Below are 17,195 nucleotides of genomic sequence, written 5' to 3'. Positions count from 1 at the left end.
GATGCGGCTCAATAAGATCGCACGTCACAGGCCTTTGCATCGTTCTCGACGGCGGGCGTAAGCTCTTCCCAGCCCGCAACCGTGAACGTGCAGACCGCCACGGACTTTTCGGCCTGCATCGTCACGATCACCAAAGTGCCGTTCCCTTGCGGGCTGGCAACCGTCGCCGTCGCGACGATCTTGAAGCCTCGCGACATCAATTCCTTGAACGGCAGCTGCTTGTCGATGGCATGAGCACGCGACGCAGCAAAGCTCGCAAGGATCGCGCCTGAAACCACGACCAACCTGGCAATCCGCATCATCTCGATCCTTCTCCACTCGATCCGGCCATCATCGCGGTGACAACAATCCGCAAATCAGGAACTCCTTGTTGCCCTCGGCGCCGGTGATCGGGCTTTCCGTCACACCGAGCACGCGCCAACCGGGCTGTTCGTCCAACCAGCCGGCGATCGTGTCGCAGACCTCCCGATGCAGCTCGGGTTCGCGCACGATGCCGCCCTTGCCGACGCGGCCCTTGCCCACTTCGAATTGCGGCTTGATCAGCGCCACCAGATGAGCGCCGGGAGCCGCCAGCGCCAAGGCCGCCGGCAACGCCGTGCGCAGGCCGATGAAGGACGCATCGCAAACGATGATGTCGATCGGCTCGGGAATCTGCGTCCTGCCGATATCGCGAATGTTAGTCTTCTCCATCGAGACCACGCGCGGATCGGACCGCAGCTTCCAGGCAAGCTGGTTGGTCCCGACATCGACGGCATAGACCTTCGCCGCTCCGCGCTGCAGCAGGCAGTCGGTGAACCCACCGGTCGAGGAACCGACATCGAGGGCAACGCGGCCCGCAACGGGGATGGCGAAATGATCCAGCGCCTTTTCGAGCTTCAGGCCGCCGCGCGAGACATAGGGATGCGGCTGCCCGCGCACTTCGAGGGGGGTGTCGCTCGCCACGCCGTAGCCCGCCTTGTCGAGCCGCTTGTCGTTGGAGAAGACCAGACCGGCCATCACCATCCGCTGCGCTGCAGCACGCGTCTCGGCCAAGCCGCGCTCGACCAGCGCCACGTCCAGGCGGGTTTTCGCCATCGCTTTCCCCTTTCGCGCCACCTGCTAGCATGACCTGCATGAGCATGAAACTTCTCGAGGGTGAACGTGCCCTCGTCACGGGTTGCGCCGGCGGCATTGGCCGGGGCGTCGCCAAGGCGCTGAAGGCCGAGGGCGCGACCGTCCTCGGTAGCGACATCGCCGCCCCGCCCTCCGAGGACGGGATCGACTTCCTCGCCGCCGACCTCGCCAAGCCCGATGGATGGCGAGCGCTGCTCGAAGGAGCGCTCGAACGACTGGGATCGATCTCCCTGTTCGTTCATGCCGCCAGTCCACGGCGCCTGGAAAGCGACACGCCGCTTACGGTGAGCGAGGACACCTGGGATGCCATGACCGGCATCAACCTCCGCTCGGGATTTTTCCTGGCGCGTGAGATCGGCCGGCACATGCGCGACGGCAAGATCAAGGGCCGCATCCTGCTGATCACGTCGCAGCATCGCGAGACGCCGCGCAACCTGCCCCATTACAGCGCCGCCAAGGCTGGCATGACGATGGCGATGAAGGAGCTGGCACGGGTGCTGGCGCCGGACGGCATCCGCGTCAATGCCATCGCCCCCGGCGCCATCCCCGGCGGCGGCTTCGTCGCCGGCAATCTCGGCGAGCTGGTGGCGCAGATCCCCCTCGGCCGGGCCGGCACGCCGGACGATGTCGCGCAGGTCGCTGTCGCGATCCTGTCGGAGAGATTTGGTCGTTATGTGGTGGGGACGACAGTAGAAGTTGATGGCGGATTGGGCCTCATAAGCTGGATTCCTGCTCATGCTTGACCGCCACGCGCCTAAGCGTTGAGTTACTCGCATCAACACTTTCGATAGAGGGATTCACCATGACCTTGCGCATCAATTCCACTGCGCCGGACTTCAAGGCCGACACCACCCAGGGCCCCATCGAGTTCCACAAGTGGATCGGCGACGGCTGGGCGATCCTGTTCTCCCATCCCAAGGACTTCACGCCAGTCTGCACGACCGAGCTCGGCTACATGGCGCGACTGAAGCCGGAGTTCGACAAGCGCAACACCAAGATCGTCGGCCTGTCGGTCGATCCGGTAACGAACCACTCGAAGTGGGCCAAGGACATCGAGGAGACGCAGGGCGCCGCGGTGACCTATCCGATGATCGGCGATCCGGAGCTCAAGGTCGCGACTCTCTACGACATGCTACCCGAGGGCGCCGGTACGACATCGGAAGGCCGCACCGCCGCCGACAACGCCACCGTGCGCTCGGTGTTCATCATCGGGCCCGACAAGAAGATCAAGGCGATGCTCACCTATCCGATGGGCTCGGGCCGTAACTTCGACGAGGTGCTGCGCCTTCTCGATTCGATCCAGCTCACCGCCCGGCATCAGGTGGCGACGCCAGTGAACTGGAAGAACGGCGAGGACGTGATCATTGTCCCGGCGGTCTCCGACGAACAGGCAAAGGCCAAGTTCCCAAACGGCTGGCGGGCCATCAAGCCCTACCTGCGGATCGTGCCGCAGCCGAAGTGACAACGGCTTAGCCGTTGTCATCCCGAGGCCAACGGCCGAGGGATCTTTACTGGATCAGTAAGGATCCCTCGCGGAGTTTACCCATCGGGCGGCATGCGCCGCCCGATGGGCTCAAGATGACAGTTTGGAATTATCCCCGCGCCCGCTCCGCCTGCCGCCCGAGCGCGGCGAGCGCCGTCGCAACGATATGCGGCGCATCGAGCCCGGCCTGCTGATACTGGCGTTGCGGGGAGGCATGATCGATGAAGCGATCCGGCAGCACCAGCGGCCGGATCTTGAGCCCGTGATCGAGCAGGCCCGCCGTGGCGAGATGCTGGAGCACGTGGCTGGCGAAGCCACCGACAGACCCTTCCTCGATGGTGATCAGTACTTCGTGCTCGCGCGCCAGGCGATTGATGAGATCGGTATCGAGTGGCTTGGCGAAGCGCGCATCGGCCACCGTGGTGCTGAGGCCCTTGGCGGCCAGATCCTCCGCGGCGACGAGGCATTCGGCCAGCCGCGTACCGAGACTCAGGATCGCGATCTTGCTGCCCTCGCGGACGATGCGGCCCTTGCCGATCTCCAATGGCGTGCCCTTGCCGGGCAGGTCGATGCCGATGCCCTCGCCGCGCGGATAGCGGAAGGCCGACGGACGATCGTCGATCGCCACCGCCGTCGCCACCATGTGCATCAGCTCGAGTTCGTCGGCCGCCGCCATGACGACGAAATCCGGCAGGCAGGCGAGATAGGTGATATCGAAGCTGCCGGCATGGGTAGCGCCATCGGCGCCAACCAGACCGGCCCGATCGATGGCGAAGCGCACCGGCAGTTTCTGGATCGCGACATCGTGCACGACCTGATCGTAGGCGCGCTGCAGGAACGTCGAGTAGATCGCCGCGAACGGCTTGAAGCCCTCGCAGGCCAGGCCGGCAGCGAAGGTCACGCCATGCTGCTCGGCGATCGCGACATCGAAGGTCCGTTCCGGAAAGCGCTCGGCGAACTTGTCGAGGCTGGTCCCTGATGGCATAGCCGCGGTGATGGCGACGATCTTGTCGTCCTTCTCCGCTTCGGCGATCAGCGCCTTGGCGAACACCGCCTGATAGGCTGGCGCGTTGGCCACCGGCTTGGCCTGCTTACCGGTGATGACGTCGAACTTCACCACGCCGTGGTACTTGTCGGCGCTCTTCTCGGCCGGGCCATAGCCCTTGCCCTTCTGGGTCACGACATGGACCAGGATCGGCTTGTCGAGGTCGCTGTCGCGGGCATTGCGCAGCACCGGCAGCAGATGCTCGAGATTGTGACCGTCGACCGGGCCGACATAGTAAAAGCCAAGCTCGTCGAACAGCGTCCCACCAGTGACGAAGCCGCGGGCGAATTCCTCCGCCCGCTTGGCCGCCATTTCCAGCGGCCGCGGCAGCGCCTCGGCGAAGGAGCGGCCGATGTTGCGCAGCGTCACGTAAGGCCGGCCCGACAGCAGGCGCGACAGGTGGCCCGACAGCGCGCCCACCGGCGGTGCGATCGACATGTCGTTGTCGTTCAGCACCACGACCAACCGGCTGCGCAGCGCGCCGGCGTTGTTCATCGCCTCGTAGGCCATGCCGGCGCTCATGGCGCCATCGCCGATCACGGCCACGACGCGATTGTCGCCGCCGGCCAGATCGCGCGCCACAGCCATGCCCAGGCCGGCCGAGATCGAGGTCGAGGAATGAGCCGCGCCGAACGGGTCGTATTCGCTCTCGCTGCGACGGGTGAAGCCGGACAGGCCCCCCTCCTGGCGCAAGGTGCGAATACGGCTGCGACGACCGGTGACGATCTTGTGCGGATAGGCCTGATGGCCGACATCCCAGATCACCCGATCGCGCGGCGTGTCGAATACATAGTGCAGCGCCACGGTGAGCTCGACCACGCCCAGGCCAGCACCAAGATGGCCGCCCGTCACCGAAACCGCCGAAATGGTTTCCTGACGCAATTCGTCGGCGAGCTGACGCAGCTGATCCGGCCGCAGCCGACGGATGTCCGCGGGGATGTCGACGGTATCGAGAAGCGGCGTGTTGCTCATGAAACTCACTATACTCTGCTGGCTGACGTCATGCGCGCCGGGAAACGACAAATTCGGCGGCCTGCTTCAGCAAATGGGCCGAGGGGCCAAAGGGTTCCAGATGGGCCGCAGCCTGATCGGCCAGCAGCCTCGCCTGGGCCCTGGCCCGTTCCAGCCCCAAGATCGAGACAAATGTGGCTTTTCCGGCGGCGATGTCCTTGCCGGGGGTCTTGCCCAACTCCTCCGCCGTGCCTTCGACGTCAAGAAGGTCATCGACGATCTGGAAGGCCAAGCCAAGATCGTGTGCGTAGGCGGACAAAGCAAGCCGTAGCGGCTCGGCCGCCTTGCCCAGGATGGCGCCAGCGGTGCAGGAAAAGGAGATCAGGGCGCCGGTCTTGAGCCGCTGCAGGCGCGTAATGGCGCCGATCGACATGTCCGGCCCCTGGGTCTCGGCCAGCAGATCGAGCATCTGGCCGCCCACCATGCCTTGCGCGCCGGCTGCCTTGGCGAGCTCCGCCACCAGCAGCGTGCGCACGCCGGGATCGCCATGCGTGTCGCCGTGCGCCAGTACCTCGAAGGCCAGAGCCTGCAGCGCGTCGCCGGCCAAAATCGCCGTCGCCTCGTCGAACTGTTTGTGGCACGAGGGCTTGCCGCGCCGCAGATCGTCGTCATCCATCGCCGGCAGATCGTCGTGGATCAGCGAATAGGCGTGGATGAATTCGATGGCGCTGGCGGTGCGCATGGCGGGCAGCGCCCCGACCTTGAACAGCGTGGCGCTGGCCAGCACGAAGAAGGCCCGCAGGCGCTTGCCCCCTCCGAGGCTGGAATAGCGCATGGCCTCGAACACGCGGGCTTCGCCGGATTCGGCCTTGGGGATGAGACGGTCCATGGTGCGCTCGACGGCGCCGGCGGCATAAGCCAGGGCGGCATCGAAGTCGCGATACGACGACAATGGCATGGGATCGGGACGCTAGTTGGAAATCAGCCGAGATCGGCCGGTTGGCTGGTGACGGACCCATCCGCCGCGAAGACGATCTTCTCGACCTTCATCTTCGCCTCGGCCAGCTTCTGCTCGCAGTGGCGTTTCAGCAGAGCGCCGCGCTCGTAGGCCGAAATGGCCTCGTCGAGCTTCACCTGTCCGCGCTCGAGCTGCTGGACGATGCCCTCGAGCTCCTTCAGTGCATCCTCGAACGACAGGGCGACGACGTCCTTTGGCAGGTTCGGTTCTTTAGCCAATTTGGGTCTCTCAGAGGTGGGGGCGCATGCTACCCGCCGCGGCGGTTCCCGACCAGCGGGCGCGGCACAAAATCCGTGCAAATGACCGGATTCGGCGAGGCTTTTGCCGTTTGCACAACTTCTGCGGTCGAAACCCGCATATCTGGCATGGCCGGTTTGCACGTTCGCATATCAAAACCCCCTCTCGCGCGTTGCAGCAAACCTGAGGGAGTGGCAGCCTTCGCGGGAAAATGAACAGCCATTCACACAGGAGTAAAACGCACATGGGCAATGTCAGTCATCTCGTCACGCGAACGGCGGCCTTGCAGAGTTCGTTCGAGAACGGCCTCGCGGAGGGGATGCCCGCCAAGGACCGGCAGTTCGTGACCGCGCTCGCGCGAGGGCTCGACATCCTCCGCGCCTTCCATGCCGGGGAAGGCATGCTGGGTAACCAGGAAATCGCTCACCGGACCGGGCTGCCCAAGCCCACCGTCGCCCGCCTCACCCATACGCTGACCGAGCTGGGCTACCTCAACTACATCCGCCGTTTCCGCAAGTACGAGCTGGGCGCCTCGGTGCTGGCGCTCGGCTATGCTGCGATCTCGAGCATGGACGTCCGCCGCGCCTCGCGCGGGCCGCTCGAGCAGCTCGCCCATGCCCTCAATGCCTCGACCGCGCTGGGCGGCCGCGACCGTCACTCGATGATCTACCTCGAAGCCTGCCGCGGCCCGTCCGTGGTGGCCATCACCCACGATGTCGGCACGCGGGTGCCGATGGCGTCCACGGCCATGGGCCGCGCCTACCTGTTCTCCCTGCCCGACGTCGACCGCAACAAGCACATCGATGCCATCCGCCGCCGCTGGCGCGACGACTGGACCAAGGTCAAGGCCGGCATGGAGCGGTCGTTCAAGGAGCTGGCCGAGCGCGGCTTCTGCGTCACCTGGGGCGAATGGCTGCCGGAGCTGTGCGGTGTCGGCGCGCCGCTGCGCAACACCGACGGTACCGCGGCCTATGCGATCAACGCCTCGGCACCGATCTACCAGATCAGCCGCGACCGGCTCGAAGCCGACTGGGGTCCGCGCCTGGTCAAGGTCGCCCGCGACATCCGCACGGCCATGGCGGCCCAGCCCGCCAGCGCCCAGCCGATGGCGCCGAACGCGCTCCGGGCTGGGTTCAACGGCAACGGCCATCGTCCGCCGCTGGCGGCAATGGCTCGCCGCTAACAGAAGAAGACAGAACAACGTTAAAGAATTAACGTCCAAGACATGGCTATCCAACGACCGGCCGACGCTCGGCCGGTCGCTCCTTATGAGTTCCGTGGTTTCAACGGGCTGATCGGCCACCAGGTCGTCGCCTGGCGTCCCGGCTTCGTCGAGATGACGCTCAAGGTGCGACCGGAACTCTGCAATGCCAACGGCCTGCTGCATGGCGGCGTGCTGATGACGCTGCTCGATTCCGCCAGCGGCTTCGCCTGCACCTTCAACGACACGGCGACGGCGCGCCGCCTCTCCGTCACGCTTGCCTTCACGACCCAGTTCATCAAGGCGGCGCGCGACGGCGACACCCTCACCATCCTCGGCGCCTGGCGGCCCTCGACCAGCCAGAGCACCTTCGCCGCCGAGACCGAAATCTACGACCAGCACGGTGCCCTGATCGCCACCGGCGCCGGCACCTTCCGCTACCTCAAGGGCGAGCGCAGCGACGGCGTGCTGAACTTCCTCGACACGCCTGAAAAAGCCGAGCAGGAAGCGGCCGAGTAGCGTGCCGCCTTCGCGCCTGATGCGGCGGCGGCCCCTACCCTACCTGAAGTCTTCCGGTCGCAGTTCGATGGGCGTGCCGTGCGGCGTGCGATCGGCGGCATGGTCCCAGGCATCGCGATAGCGTGCCAGGGTCGCAGCATCCGCCACGCCCTTCTCCGCCACCAGCCGTTCGAGCGCATTGAGCCAGTGCCGGTAATAGGTTTCGCCGGTGTCCGGATCGCCGGCCGCCTGGGCGCGCTTGATCTCGGCGCCCAGCGTCGCCGCCCATTCCGGCCAGGTGAAGACGCCGCGCGCATGCAGCGCCAGCGCCATGGCGAAGGCCTGCGCCTCCCACGGCTCGCGAAACACCGGTCCCTCGGCGTCGCACGGCAGGCCGGCAACGGGAATCGTCTGGCGCTCCATGACGTCCGCCATCACGCCGGTTCCAGGTAGGGTTCGAAGGCATCGATCGAAACCTTCAGGGTCGGATCGGCATCCGGCCCCCAGATCTCGCGGCCGTCGAAGACGACCGTATAGAGCCACTGCGGATCGTCGCCACGATCGGTCGCGACCGAATCGGGATAGGCGTGGCAACCATGGATCAGCTCGACCACACCGACCTTGTCGCGGGCATAGCGCGGCAGCCGCGTATGGGTCTGCGGATGGATGTTCGCGGTGCGCACACGATCACCCGGCTTGAAGCGGGCGGGCCCCTGCTGCTGGCGGAAGAACGAGCTGCGCGTCATGCCCGCCGCTACCACCTCGGTCGTGAGCTTGCGGGCCAGCGGCTTGGCCGGCTGCAGAGCATGACCGGCGGCGAGTTCCTCGGCCGTCACGTAACCGCGGCGGAGGAGGTTCTTCTCCATCGCCAGTTCCCAGCGCCAGTAATAGGAGGCGGCGAGATAGACCTGCGGCGGCAACGTCTCCTGGGCGTAACGGCTGTCATCGATGTGCCAGGCGCCGCCATATCCCATTGCCCGATTCATCGCCAGCACGCGCCCTTCCCACTTCTCGTGGAACGGCGGTTCGTTGGCCTCGACCTCGACCTTGCCGAAGCCGTCCATGCCGCCCATGTCGTGCACGCCGTTCACGACGCGATCTCCGACGGCGCGCGGGCAAGGCCGGTGCCGATCATCGAATCGCGGGTAACGAGTTGGGCGAGGCGTTCCTCGCTCCAGCCCTCGGTGCCGGCCGGACGCATCGGCAGCACCAGGAAGCGGGTCTCCGCCGTCGAATCCCACACGCGGATTTCGGTCTCCTTCGGCAGGGCAACGCCGAAATCGGCGAGCACGCCGCGCGGATCCTTGACCGCGCGCGAGCGATAGGGCGCCGACTTGTACCAGACCGGCGGCAGGCCGAGCACTTCCCACGGATAGCAGGAGCACAGCGTGCAGACGATCATGTTGTGGCGCTGCGGTGTGTTCTCGACCGCCACCAGATGATCGCCGACCCGGCTGACATGGCCGAGGGTGTTGACCGCCGCGGTCGCGTCCGCGAGCAGCGCCTTCTTGAAGGCGGGATCGCTCCACGCCTTGGCGACGACCGCCGCGCCGTTACGCGGGCCGACCTTGGTCTCGTAGGTCTCGACGATGGCATCGAGGGCGGCCGGATCGACATAGCCCTTCTCGGTGAGAATCGTCTCCAGCGCCCGTACACGCAATTGCGTCTCCGACAGTTCCGAGCCGTGCTCGTGCTGATGATCGTGATCGTGGCCGGCCATTGATTCGGATCCCTTTGGAACAGAAGATCCTATCGTAGCCGAGGCACTCGCGACGACCAAGGCTTCGCCCCTCGGTGCAGGCAGCCCGCGAGCGCGAGAAAAGCTCATCTCGACAATAGTCGAACGCGCCTTTCGAGGCCTGGCGTCAGAGCGTCCCCGCGATAAGCTCGCGTCCGAGGCGCTAAAGCACTAGCGCTAACTGCGCTAACTGCCGAAAGCCCCTCACGGCGGCGGGCTCGTCCAGGTCGCCTGCGCCTTCGCATCGCTCCAGGCCGAGCCCAATGGTTGCAGGATCACCCAGGTCTCGGCCAGCTTGCCCGCCTCGATACGATAGGCCTGCAGGCCGGCGCGCGTGCGCATTCCGCCGCTTGTGCGGTCGGTCCACTTCATCGTGAAGCGATACCAGGCGCGGTTTCCGTTGAAGCTGTGATCGTAGACGACGATGCGCACATCGGGTCGATCCTGCCGCAGCCGCGCGAGTTCGTCGGCATAGGCCTCACGCGTCACCGTGCGATCGCCGGCTTCGTCGTGACGGATGTAGTGCGGCGCCACGCACTGCGGCACCAGATCGAACCGGCCCTCGTGCCAGACGCTCTCCCAGCGGTCGAACAGGTCGCGCAGGCCGGTGTCGTTGGACATGCCCGCCCCGTCAGAGGCAGGAGGATGCCAGCGACAGCCGGACCAGATGACGATGTGTCGTCCGGCCAAGCAGACTGTGCACCAGCACCATCTCGCGCACCGTCCATTCGAGCGGCTCGATCGCCTGCTCCGGTACGATCCGGCTGTCGCGCAGCAAGGTGAGATGCGGCGTGAAGCGGCGTGCCGGCAGCGGGAGGCCGTCGAGCGCGTCGGTCAGGCGCTGGTGCAGGATCTCCACACCGATCACGCTGTCGTCGCCGCGGAGCACGAAAGCGCCGTTGCGGAAGCTCATGGCGCGGTCGAACGCGACGCGGAAGGTCGGCATCGTGACCGCTGCGGCCCGCTCCGCCAGGGCGTCGGCGAGACGGTCCACCGGCATCGCGTCCCCATCGCCGACATGGAACAGCGTCACGTGGAAATGCTCCGCCCGCAGCGGCTTGCCGGTGAGGCCGTGCGCGACCCTTAGCCGGCTGGCCTGATCCGCGATGCGCTCCGCGATCTCGGGCGGCGGCAGGATGGCCCAGAACAGCCGGTCCGTCGCCATACGGCCGCCCTGCCGGACCTGCTGCTGGCGCCGCTGCAATCGACGCGTCTTCAGTTCCGACGGCCGCTCCCCGCCGATCCCCAATGACGGCCGAAAGGTCTCCAAAGACGACGCGAACAATCCCGGCATGGCGTTCTCCCGCAAGGTCTGTTCATGATATGTTCTTTTCACGCCGGAGGCAATACGGCTGATGACGATGGCTGTCCCGGCCGATGGATTGCCTTTCAGACCTCGAGGTATTTGCTCACTTTAGTGCAATTGTCGCCGTTTTGGGCCTTGGCAGACTGGCTTCACGTGCCGTCGCGCGTACAAATTCAGCGCATCTGAGGCGGCTGTCTGAATGTTCCGGGCGACAGGATACATCTATCTGCTGGTAGCCATGGCCAGCGTCGGTTGCGCAGCGGGCCCTGCGCAAGCCGACGGCGGCCGCCCTCTTCAACACTTGCCTGCCGTCGCCCAAGCCACAGCGCCCGGAAATACGGCGCTCGCCCCCGAGGACATCAATCAACTCCCTGGCGCTTACCTCAACAAGGAGGTGACCATCGCCTGCGAGAAGGTTACCGACGCCGATATCTTCGCCTTCACGTGCCGGGGGCATAGCGGATCGATAATTGGCGAGTCGAAGACGCTGCCGCCCGACGACCTCCACATGATTCTCGATCGGTGCCAGGGTGTCCGTGCTGTTTGCGCAGGGATACTGGTCGGCACCATTGTCCGTCGACACGGCATCCTGTTGATCGTCAATGGACGATTCGTTGAGCCCGATAGTTGGGGCGTCCATTGAGAGATGGCCCATCCAGCCCATACAGGAATTGGCCGACATCGGCGGCCGAATGTCACTCGACGCCGGACTGGAGGGAAGTAACAGGACGCATCGTCAGGTCTTGGCCTCGTCGCCTCTCCAGTAGGGTCGCCTGCTCCCTCAGTCGCGGCGATCGGAAAATACTTTCAGATGGTCTCGCGTCGAAACATGCGGATGATCAGGCAGGTCGATGGCTGACCTTTCGTCGTGCCAGCATCGGCAATCGCATACAAAGATGGAGTTCCTCTGCTCACCGGCTATTGACTATGACGGGAAGGAGCCAGAGCAAAGTGCCGCCAGACGCTTGAGACCGCCGCACACACAGCACAGGCGACACGATATCAGCTCGACGTTCATGATTTGGTGGTTGCCCTTTCTCGAGGGGGTCATGTGGATCGGGCGGGAACTGCGCGGACTTGGTGGTCAGGATCAGGCTTCCCTCTACATGGCTGCAAATCTCTTCATGCTGGAGGCACTGTCCTCCGAGAGAAATGCGCCGACCAATCTGGCAACAGAGCGGCCTTTCGATGCTGTCGAAGAGCACGCGCTGCATGCGCTTAGTTTCTGGAGCTTGGCGAGCTATGCCGAAGCGACGGGAATTCCCCGGCAAACGGCCAGTCGCAAACTCGAAAATCTGGTCGAGAACGGTCAGTTCGTTTTTGACGGAAAGGGTTATCGACCTCGGCAAACGGCGTTGGCCCCCTTCCGGCAATCCATTCCGGTCTTCGGCCTTGCGCGGTGGCTTCTGCACGCGAATGGTCACGATGCAACCGAGTTCAGGTCACCCGAACTCGTCAAGGAGTGGAGCGCCCTCCTCCGCCACTACATCTCCGCCTACCTGGCATTGGTCAAGCCAAGGCGAAGCCTCTCGGGATCGCTGTCGGATGTATCGGTTCAACTCGCGCTGGGCGCTCTCCACGCCGCCGAGGTACGCCGCTATTGTGATCTCAACGGCCCGCGAAGCCGGCCGGACTTCGAGAATTATCGCGCGCTGAGCCCTCATGTCGTCGATGCTCCGCATTCCCTCCGCAAGATCGCACAGCTATGCGGCATCCCGGTGGACAAATGCAGGAACGAGTGCCGCAGGCTTGCGACGATCCAGAAGGTCGTCCGAATGATCGGCGCCGAACATGTCGCGCTGGATGGGTCATGGCGGGAAGAAAAGGTATCGGGCTGCCGGACACTTTTCACGGAAGAGGTCGAGCTGCACCTCAGTCGGTTCTTTCGTTCGCTGGCGCTCAATAGCTGACACGACCGCACCCGCGACGGGCCCGGCAATCGCCGATGAAGTTCCATCGTCACCCCGAGCGGAGCCACCCGAAGGGTGGCGTAGCCGAGGGGCCCGTCTTGGCTATGCTCCGTTCAATGTGGGCGCAGGAAGAGGTCCTTCGACTGCGCCTCGCTGCGCTCGGCTTCGCTCAGGACGACGGAGAGACATCGCCATAGGCGTTTGCCCTACCGCGACAGGCGGGGCAATCGCCTATGAAGTTCTATCGTCACCCCGAGCGGAGCCACCCGAAGGGGGGGCGTAGCCGAGGGGCCTGTCTTGGCTATGCTCCGTTCAATGTGGGCGCAGGAAGAAAGGTCCTTCGACTGCGCCTCGCTGCGCTCGGCTTCGCTCACGACGACGGAAAGACATCGCCATAGGCGTTTGCCCTACCGCGACAGGCGGGGCAATCGCCTATGAAGTTCTATCGTCACCCCGAGCGGAGCCGCCCGAAGGGTGGCGTAGCCGAGGGGCCTCTGTCTTGGCTGTGCTCCGTTCAATGTTGATGCAGGCAGAAGGATCCTTCGACTGCGCCTCGCTCCACTCGGCTTCGCTCACGACGACGGAGAGACATCGCCATATGCATTCGCCCTACCGCGACAGGCGGGGCAATCGCCTATGAAGTTCTATCGTCACCGCGAGCGGAGCCGCCCGAAGGGTGGCGTAGCCGAGGGGCCTGTCTTGGCTATGCTCCGTTCAATGTGGGCGCAGGAAGAGGTCCTTCGACTGCGCCTCGCTGCGCTCGGCTTCGCTCAGGACGACGGAGAGACATCGCCATAGGCGTTTGCCCTACCACGACAGGCTTCACGGCGGGGCTGTGCTTCTCATGGAGTCGAGAGGCCACGGCTGCTTCATCCTATCGGACAGCCCCCAAACACCCATCGCCGAGGCAGTTCACGGGCGACGGCTCATGCGCCGGACACATATGCACCTTCAGAACGGCCTCCATTGCCGATGTGCAGTCCAGTTTCCGCACCACGTTCTGACGCTGACGCTCGACCGCCTTGATGGTCTTCGAAAGATTCCTGGCGATCACCTTGTTGGAATAGCCCAGCTTCATCTGCGCAAGGACCTCCCTCTCCGTCTCGGTCAGGCGCGCCAGCTTGGCCTGAATGAGGGCGCAGCGGGCCTGCTGGAGGACCCTCTGCTGATCCTCGAAACAGAAGCGCTCCAACTTGTTGAGAAAGGCATTGTCGTCCACTGGTTTCTCGAAGATCGTTGCCGCTCCCATTTCCATGGCTGCAACGGCGGTCTGAACATCCGCATAGGCGCTGATCAGGATCGCGGGGACGGAGCTCTTCTGACGCAGAAGCCGCAGGACTTCGAGGCCCGACAGAGACGGCAAGCGGTAATCGAGAACGACACAACCGGGACGGTCGATGCGAGGCCTGTTGAGGAGAGCGGCTGGATCCCTCCATCCCTCGGCCCGCAGGCCGACCGACTCGATCAGCGCACATAGCGAATTTCGAAACTGGTCATCATCGTCGACAACGTACACATGACTGGTCACGAACACCTCTCGCCTGCGGAGTTGTAAGCGCGAAGGAGAATGACGCCAGTCTGCGGATGCCCAAATGAGCTGCCAGTCGACTTAAATGAGCAAATATCCTGAAATCGAGGGAAGGCACGGGATTCACACTCTCCCGAGCTTCCCCAGTTTGGACCGCAGCCCGCTCTTCAGCGCCTGGCATCGAGACATCGTCCCGGCGTCGCTCAGGCGTCGCGCGCCTTCATGAACCCGATCACCTTGACGAGTTCGTCGGGCTTCAGGCCGCTCTCACCTTTGTAAGGCTGGTCGGTGATGAACACGACACCCACGAACAGGCCCAGCACCGCAGCCTGCGCTACCAGCACGACCGTGCGGAATCCTTTTGAATCGAGCGTGCAGTTGATCAGGATCAGCACCCCTATGGCAAAGGCGACCGCGAACCAGTAGAGCGCCGGCAGCCTAACCGACACGGAACCCAATCGCGCCTGGCGCATGTCGGCAATGCCGTCGAGCGATTTCACGGCTTCCGCATAGAGGATGGTCTGCCGGCCCGGCTGCGGCGTGAGCGCCAGCACCCCCTGCGAGACGTCCCGGAATGCGAGGCGCGTGGCGGTGCTGTCGCGCCCCTTAAGCATGGCCTGCCACTCGTCCCGAACGATCGCTTCGGCATAGGCGAGAAGCGTCGGGCGGACCGCAACAGCAGCTGGATCGCCATAACGGGCCAGCAGGCGGTCGAGATTATTGATGGCTACCGCTTCCGACGTGGCGAGGGTATCGAGCTGCCGGTCGTTGCCCTGTGCCTGCACCAGGCTGAAGGCCAGCACCAGACTCGCGATGTTGAACAACGTCGATGCGATCGGCTGGGTGAAGGATGTCCTCTCGGGCGATGGCTTGAGAATCGACAGGCGCCGGATCAACCACGGCAGCACGACCAGGGGAATCATCAGAGCCGCGGAGAACATAGCGGCAAGCACCAACTCGGGGAACGAATAAAGCCAGTCGACCATCTCACGCTTCCTTCCAACAACAGCAACGCGAAGCGGAAGGACTGTAGGCTCCACATGGAGCGTAGCGAAGAACTGCGTCGACTGTCGGTGTGAAGTTTGGCCCGTGTCATCGCGACGTCACGAACCAATCCCGACCTCACGCATAGCTGAAGTGAAACGCTGCCTTCGACCCGAGGCCGTCGGCGCGCGCGTCGGCCGTCAGCTCCTGGCCGCGGTCAGCCAGGCGATCTCGGAGTGGGCGAGATCGATGTTGTGGCGCATCCAGCCGCGGACCGAAGGCTGGCGGCAGGGGCAACGCACCTCGGCCTCCTGCCACTGCACCGCCAACCCGCGCCAGTGGGCGAGCAGCGCCTGGAGCTGGCGCTCGCGGGCCAGGGCATCGAGCACGTCGAGCCCGACCACCTTCAGCTTGTAGCCGGGATCGGGTGCGGCATCCGACAGTGGTAGCGCATAGAGCAGGTCGGGCAACACCGCCCGCCCCCAGTCGGTGGGCGCAAGACGCTCGCCACTCCATGGCGCCACCGCCGTCGCGGCCAGCAATCCGACTTCGCGCAGGCGCTGCACCGCGCCCACCACCACATCGCCGAGCGGCCGCCAGGAGGGCGCTCCGATGTGGCTCAACGCCCGGACCACCTCTTCGAGGGCAAGCGGCGCGGTGGCCGTCACGATCAGGACACCGACGCTCACGGCATCGTCGGGCAAGGTCGCCACGCGGTCAGTCTGCATTGCCTACTCCTCCTCCGATGGTCAGGAACGCATTCGCGGCGCCTGCGGCCGTGCCGACTGACGCGCCGCCGGCGATCCCGGCAATGGCCGACGCGAAGCCGGACAGGCCGGCGCTGCGCAACAGGACCAGCCGCTTGCCATGACGCTTGCACAGACGCTTGAGGTGCAGGCAGGCGTCGTGGCTGACGCAACTCACCGGGCAAACCACAGCGTCGGCGCGCGAGACCAGCCCGCACAGCCGCGTGTTCTGCATTTCGATGCCGCCGTCGTGATAGAGGAAGGTGCCGCCCTTCTCCTCGACATGCGCGCGCAGGCGTGGCGTCACCTCGCGATAGCCGCCGACATAGAGCAGCGCCTGCCCGGCCAGCGTCTCCGCGTCAGAGACCGCCGCCCGGGATGGTTCTTCCATCGGGACTGCGGCCGGTCTCGCCGTCGACTCCACGTCTTGTCCAAGCTTCCTGCCAACCGTCAGTCCTGCGAGTTCGCGCTCGGCGCTGCGGGCCCGCGCCCGCTCCGCCGTGAGGCGTCGCTCCAGGGTCGCGAAGCGTGCCCGAAGGCGATCGATCTGCTTCTCGCGCCGATGGCCAGGGCCCGGCTCGCCGCGCGGCGTCGCGACAGCCATGGCTGCTGCCGTGGCGGCGGCGAGGCGCGCCTCGAGGTCTCGGATACGACCGTCGCGCTCCTGGATGGTCGCTTCGGCGCGTGCCCGCATGCGCTCCAGCTTCTGGCTCAGCTCCGCGTTCGCCGCTTCGAGCTGCCGTGTGCGCTTGATATCGTCGCGGCTCGACTTGCCCATCAGATGGGACAGCATGTGCACTTCGTTGTAGGCGCGGATGCGCAGCGGCCGCGGCGCCGCCTTGGACGTCATCAGTGCCCAGTACATCCCGGCCACATCGCCGCTCGCCATCGCCTGGCGCCACGTCGCCGCCATCGCATCGGGAGTACAGCCGCGCAGACGGGCGATTTGCGCCGCATACTTGCGATCGAGTGTCTTGTGGATCAGCTTCGACACGACCGAGCGGCGCGTGGCGTTGGTGATGAAGTAGCCGTGGATGTCGTGATCGTCGGCATCGGGCGCGATCGTGGCGTCGGTCTTGCGGATCAGCCGATGCAGATCCTCGAAGCTGAGACAGGTGCCGATGACCGAGCAATGCGTGCCCGCCTCGAGCTCCCAGATCCGGTAGCGCCCGGAGGCGGCGTCATCGTCCGTGCCTGGGGGACCGAGCAAGGCGCGGGCGGCCGCTTCCGCCTCGGCCATCTCGGCCCCCGCCGCTCCCTCGCGGCCCATCAGGGGAAGCCGAAAGTCATCCATGGCACGGATGCTCCGGAGTCTGAAGAATGCAGCGTGACAAGGACCGCGGCGACATCGGCCATGCCTGACGTCTCCTGTCCGCGACGCCATCGCTTACCATCATGCTTGGGCCTGATTTGTTAATTGCGACTCATTCTTAATCG

Annotated in this window: 20 protein-coding genes; 6 read left to right on the top strand and 14 right to left on the bottom strand. The window is 65.1% G+C overall.

Translation table 11 applies throughout. The features are described from left to right. Positions 1 to 8: 8 nt before the first annotated feature. Together B5D62_RS04615 and B5D62_RS04610 are read right to left on the bottom strand one after the other, a co-directional pair. Positions 9 to 302 (bottom strand): hypothetical protein, encoded by a 294-nt coding sequence (locus tag B5D62_RS04615; protein WP_085932610.1) that lies wholly within the window; start codon positions 300 to 302, stop codon positions 9 to 11. A gap of 28 nt (positions 303 to 330) precedes the next feature. Then, positions 331 to 1,074, bottom strand: coding sequence for a TlyA family RNA methyltransferase (locus B5D62_RS04610; protein ID WP_085932609.1), 744 nt, complete (start codon positions 1,072 to 1,074; stop codon positions 331 to 333). Positions 1,075 to 1,112: 38 nt separating this feature from the next. On the opposite strand from B5D62_RS04610, the gene B5D62_RS04605 reads away from it, so the two are divergent. Together B5D62_RS04605 and B5D62_RS04600 are read left to right on the top strand one after the other, a co-directional pair. Then, positions 1,113 to 1,856 carry an SDR family NAD(P)-dependent oxidoreductase gene (locus B5D62_RS04605; protein WP_218190939.1) on the top strand — a complete coding sequence of 248 codons (744 nt, stop codon included), beginning with the start codon at positions 1,113 to 1,115 and terminating at the stop codon, positions 1,854 to 1,856. A 59-nt stretch (positions 1,857 to 1,915) separates the two neighbouring features. Further along, positions 1,916 to 2,575: a peroxiredoxin gene (locus B5D62_RS04600; protein ID WP_085932607.1), complete on the top strand. Its 660-nt coding sequence runs from the start codon at positions 1,916 to 1,918 to the stop codon at positions 2,573 to 2,575. A gap of 130 nt (positions 2,576 to 2,705) precedes the next feature. Here B5D62_RS04600 and dxs read toward each other — a convergent pair whose 3' ends face one another. From dxs to B5D62_RS04585, 3 genes are read right to left on the bottom strand one after another with little or no spacing between them, the layout of a single operon-like run. Beyond that, complete coding sequence (gene dxs / locus B5D62_RS04595; RefSeq protein WP_085932606.1) at positions 2,706 to 4,613, bottom strand: 1-deoxy-D-xylulose-5-phosphate synthase; 1,908 nt, start codon at positions 4,611 to 4,613, stop codon at positions 2,706 to 2,708. A 28-nt stretch (positions 4,614 to 4,641) separates the two neighbouring features. Continuing rightward, positions 4,642 to 5,550, bottom strand: a complete 909-nt coding sequence (locus B5D62_RS04590) for a polyprenyl synthetase family protein (protein WP_085932605.1) — start codon at positions 5,548 to 5,550, stop codon at positions 4,642 to 4,644. 23 nt (positions 5,551 to 5,573) lie between these two features. Next, a complete protein-coding gene (locus B5D62_RS04585) occupies positions 5,574 to 5,828 on the bottom strand; it encodes an exodeoxyribonuclease VII small subunit (RefSeq protein WP_085932604.1) in 255 nt (84 codons plus the stop codon). Between the two features lie 263 nt (positions 5,829 to 6,091). On the opposite strand from B5D62_RS04585, the gene B5D62_RS04580 reads away from it, so the two are divergent. Then, positions 6,092 to 7,030, top strand: a complete 939-nt coding sequence (locus tag B5D62_RS04580; RefSeq protein ID WP_085932603.1) for an IclR family transcriptional regulator — start codon at positions 6,092 to 6,094, stop codon at positions 7,028 to 7,030. Positions 7,031 to 7,072: 42 nt separating this feature from the next. Continuing rightward, positions 7,073 to 7,567: a PaaI family thioesterase gene (locus tag B5D62_RS04575; protein WP_085932602.1), complete on the top strand. Its 495-nt coding sequence runs from the start codon at positions 7,073 to 7,075 to the stop codon at positions 7,565 to 7,567. 39 nt (positions 7,568 to 7,606) lie between these two features. Here the strand turns inward: B5D62_RS04575 and B5D62_RS04570 are convergent, their stop codons facing one another. The 5 genes from B5D62_RS04570 to B5D62_RS04550 all read right to left on the bottom strand — a co-directional run bounded on the left by B5D62_RS04570 (position 7,607) and on the right by B5D62_RS04550 (position 10,578). Beyond that, positions 7,607 to 7,981: a nitrile hydratase accessory protein gene (locus B5D62_RS04570; protein ID WP_085932601.1), complete on the bottom strand. Its 375-nt coding sequence runs from the start codon at positions 7,979 to 7,981 to the stop codon at positions 7,607 to 7,609. Next, on the bottom strand, positions 7,981 to 8,637 hold the full coding sequence (nthB, locus tag B5D62_RS04565) for a nitrile hydratase subunit beta (RefSeq protein WP_085932600.1): 657 nt from the start codon (positions 8,635 to 8,637) through the stop codon (positions 7,981 to 7,983). The genes B5D62_RS04570 and nthB overlap by 1 nt, the downstream gene beginning before the upstream one ends. Next, positions 8,634 to 9,266, bottom strand: coding sequence for a nitrile hydratase subunit alpha (nthA, locus tag B5D62_RS04560; protein WP_085932599.1), 633 nt, complete (start codon positions 9,264 to 9,266; stop codon positions 8,634 to 8,636). The genes nthB and nthA overlap by 4 nt, the downstream gene beginning before the upstream one ends. Before the next feature lie 222 nt (positions 9,267 to 9,488). Continuing rightward, positions 9,489 to 9,905 (bottom strand): nuclear transport factor 2 family protein, encoded by a 417-nt coding sequence (locus tag B5D62_RS04555; RefSeq protein ID WP_085932598.1) that lies wholly within the window; start codon positions 9,903 to 9,905, stop codon positions 9,489 to 9,491. 10 nt (positions 9,906 to 9,915) lie between these two features. Further along, positions 9,916 to 10,578: a 2'-5' RNA ligase family protein gene (locus B5D62_RS04550; protein WP_218190938.1), complete on the bottom strand. Its 663-nt coding sequence runs from the start codon at positions 10,576 to 10,578 to the stop codon at positions 9,916 to 9,918. A 211-nt stretch (positions 10,579 to 10,789) separates the two neighbouring features. Between B5D62_RS04550 and B5D62_RS04545 the strand changes: the two genes are divergently transcribed. Both B5D62_RS04545 and B5D62_RS04540 read left to right on the top strand, forming a co-directional pair. Next, a complete protein-coding gene (locus B5D62_RS04545) occupies positions 10,790 to 11,233 on the top strand; it encodes a hypothetical protein (RefSeq protein WP_085932597.1) in 444 nt (147 codons plus the stop codon). Positions 11,234 to 11,639: 406 nt separating this feature from the next. Continuing rightward, entirely contained in the window at positions 11,640 to 12,500 is an 861-nt protein-coding gene (locus tag B5D62_RS04540; RefSeq protein WP_085932596.1) for a hypothetical protein, read from the top strand. 874 nt (positions 12,501 to 13,374) lie between these two features. Here B5D62_RS04540 and B5D62_RS04535 read toward each other — a convergent pair. The 4 genes from B5D62_RS04535 to B5D62_RS33900 all read right to left on the bottom strand — a co-directional run bounded on the left by B5D62_RS04535 (position 13,375) and on the right by B5D62_RS33900 (position 17,052). Continuing rightward, the gene (locus B5D62_RS04535; RefSeq protein WP_139373721.1) at positions 13,375 to 14,028 is read right to left on the bottom strand and encodes a response regulator transcription factor; all 654 of its coding nucleotides are present in this window, start codon (positions 14,026 to 14,028) and stop codon (positions 13,375 to 13,377) included. A gap of 203 nt (positions 14,029 to 14,231) precedes the next feature. Next, a complete protein-coding gene (locus B5D62_RS04530) occupies positions 14,232 to 15,014 on the bottom strand; it encodes a bestrophin-like domain (protein WP_085932594.1) in 783 nt (260 codons plus the stop codon). Positions 15,015 to 15,212: 198 nt separating this feature from the next. Then, positions 15,213 to 15,740, bottom strand: a complete 528-nt coding sequence (locus B5D62_RS04525) for a hypothetical protein (protein WP_085932593.1) — start codon at positions 15,738 to 15,740, stop codon at positions 15,213 to 15,215. Continuing rightward, positions 15,730 to 17,052 (bottom strand): DUF2325 domain-containing protein, encoded by a 1,323-nt coding sequence (locus tag B5D62_RS33900; protein WP_085932592.1) that lies wholly within the window; start codon positions 17,050 to 17,052, stop codon positions 15,730 to 15,732. Before B5D62_RS33900 ends, B5D62_RS04525 begins: the two co-directional genes overlap by 11 nt. Between the last annotated feature and the right edge of the window lie 143 nt (positions 17,053 to 17,195).

Origin of the sequence: Enhydrobacter aerosaccus, from assembly GCF_900167455.1 — a bacterium.
In the GTDB taxonomy this organism is placed as follows: domain Bacteria; phylum Pseudomonadota; class Alphaproteobacteria; order Reyranellales; family Reyranellaceae; genus Reyranella; species Reyranella aerosaccus.
This window is presented reverse-complemented; position numbering and strand designations above follow the sequence as displayed.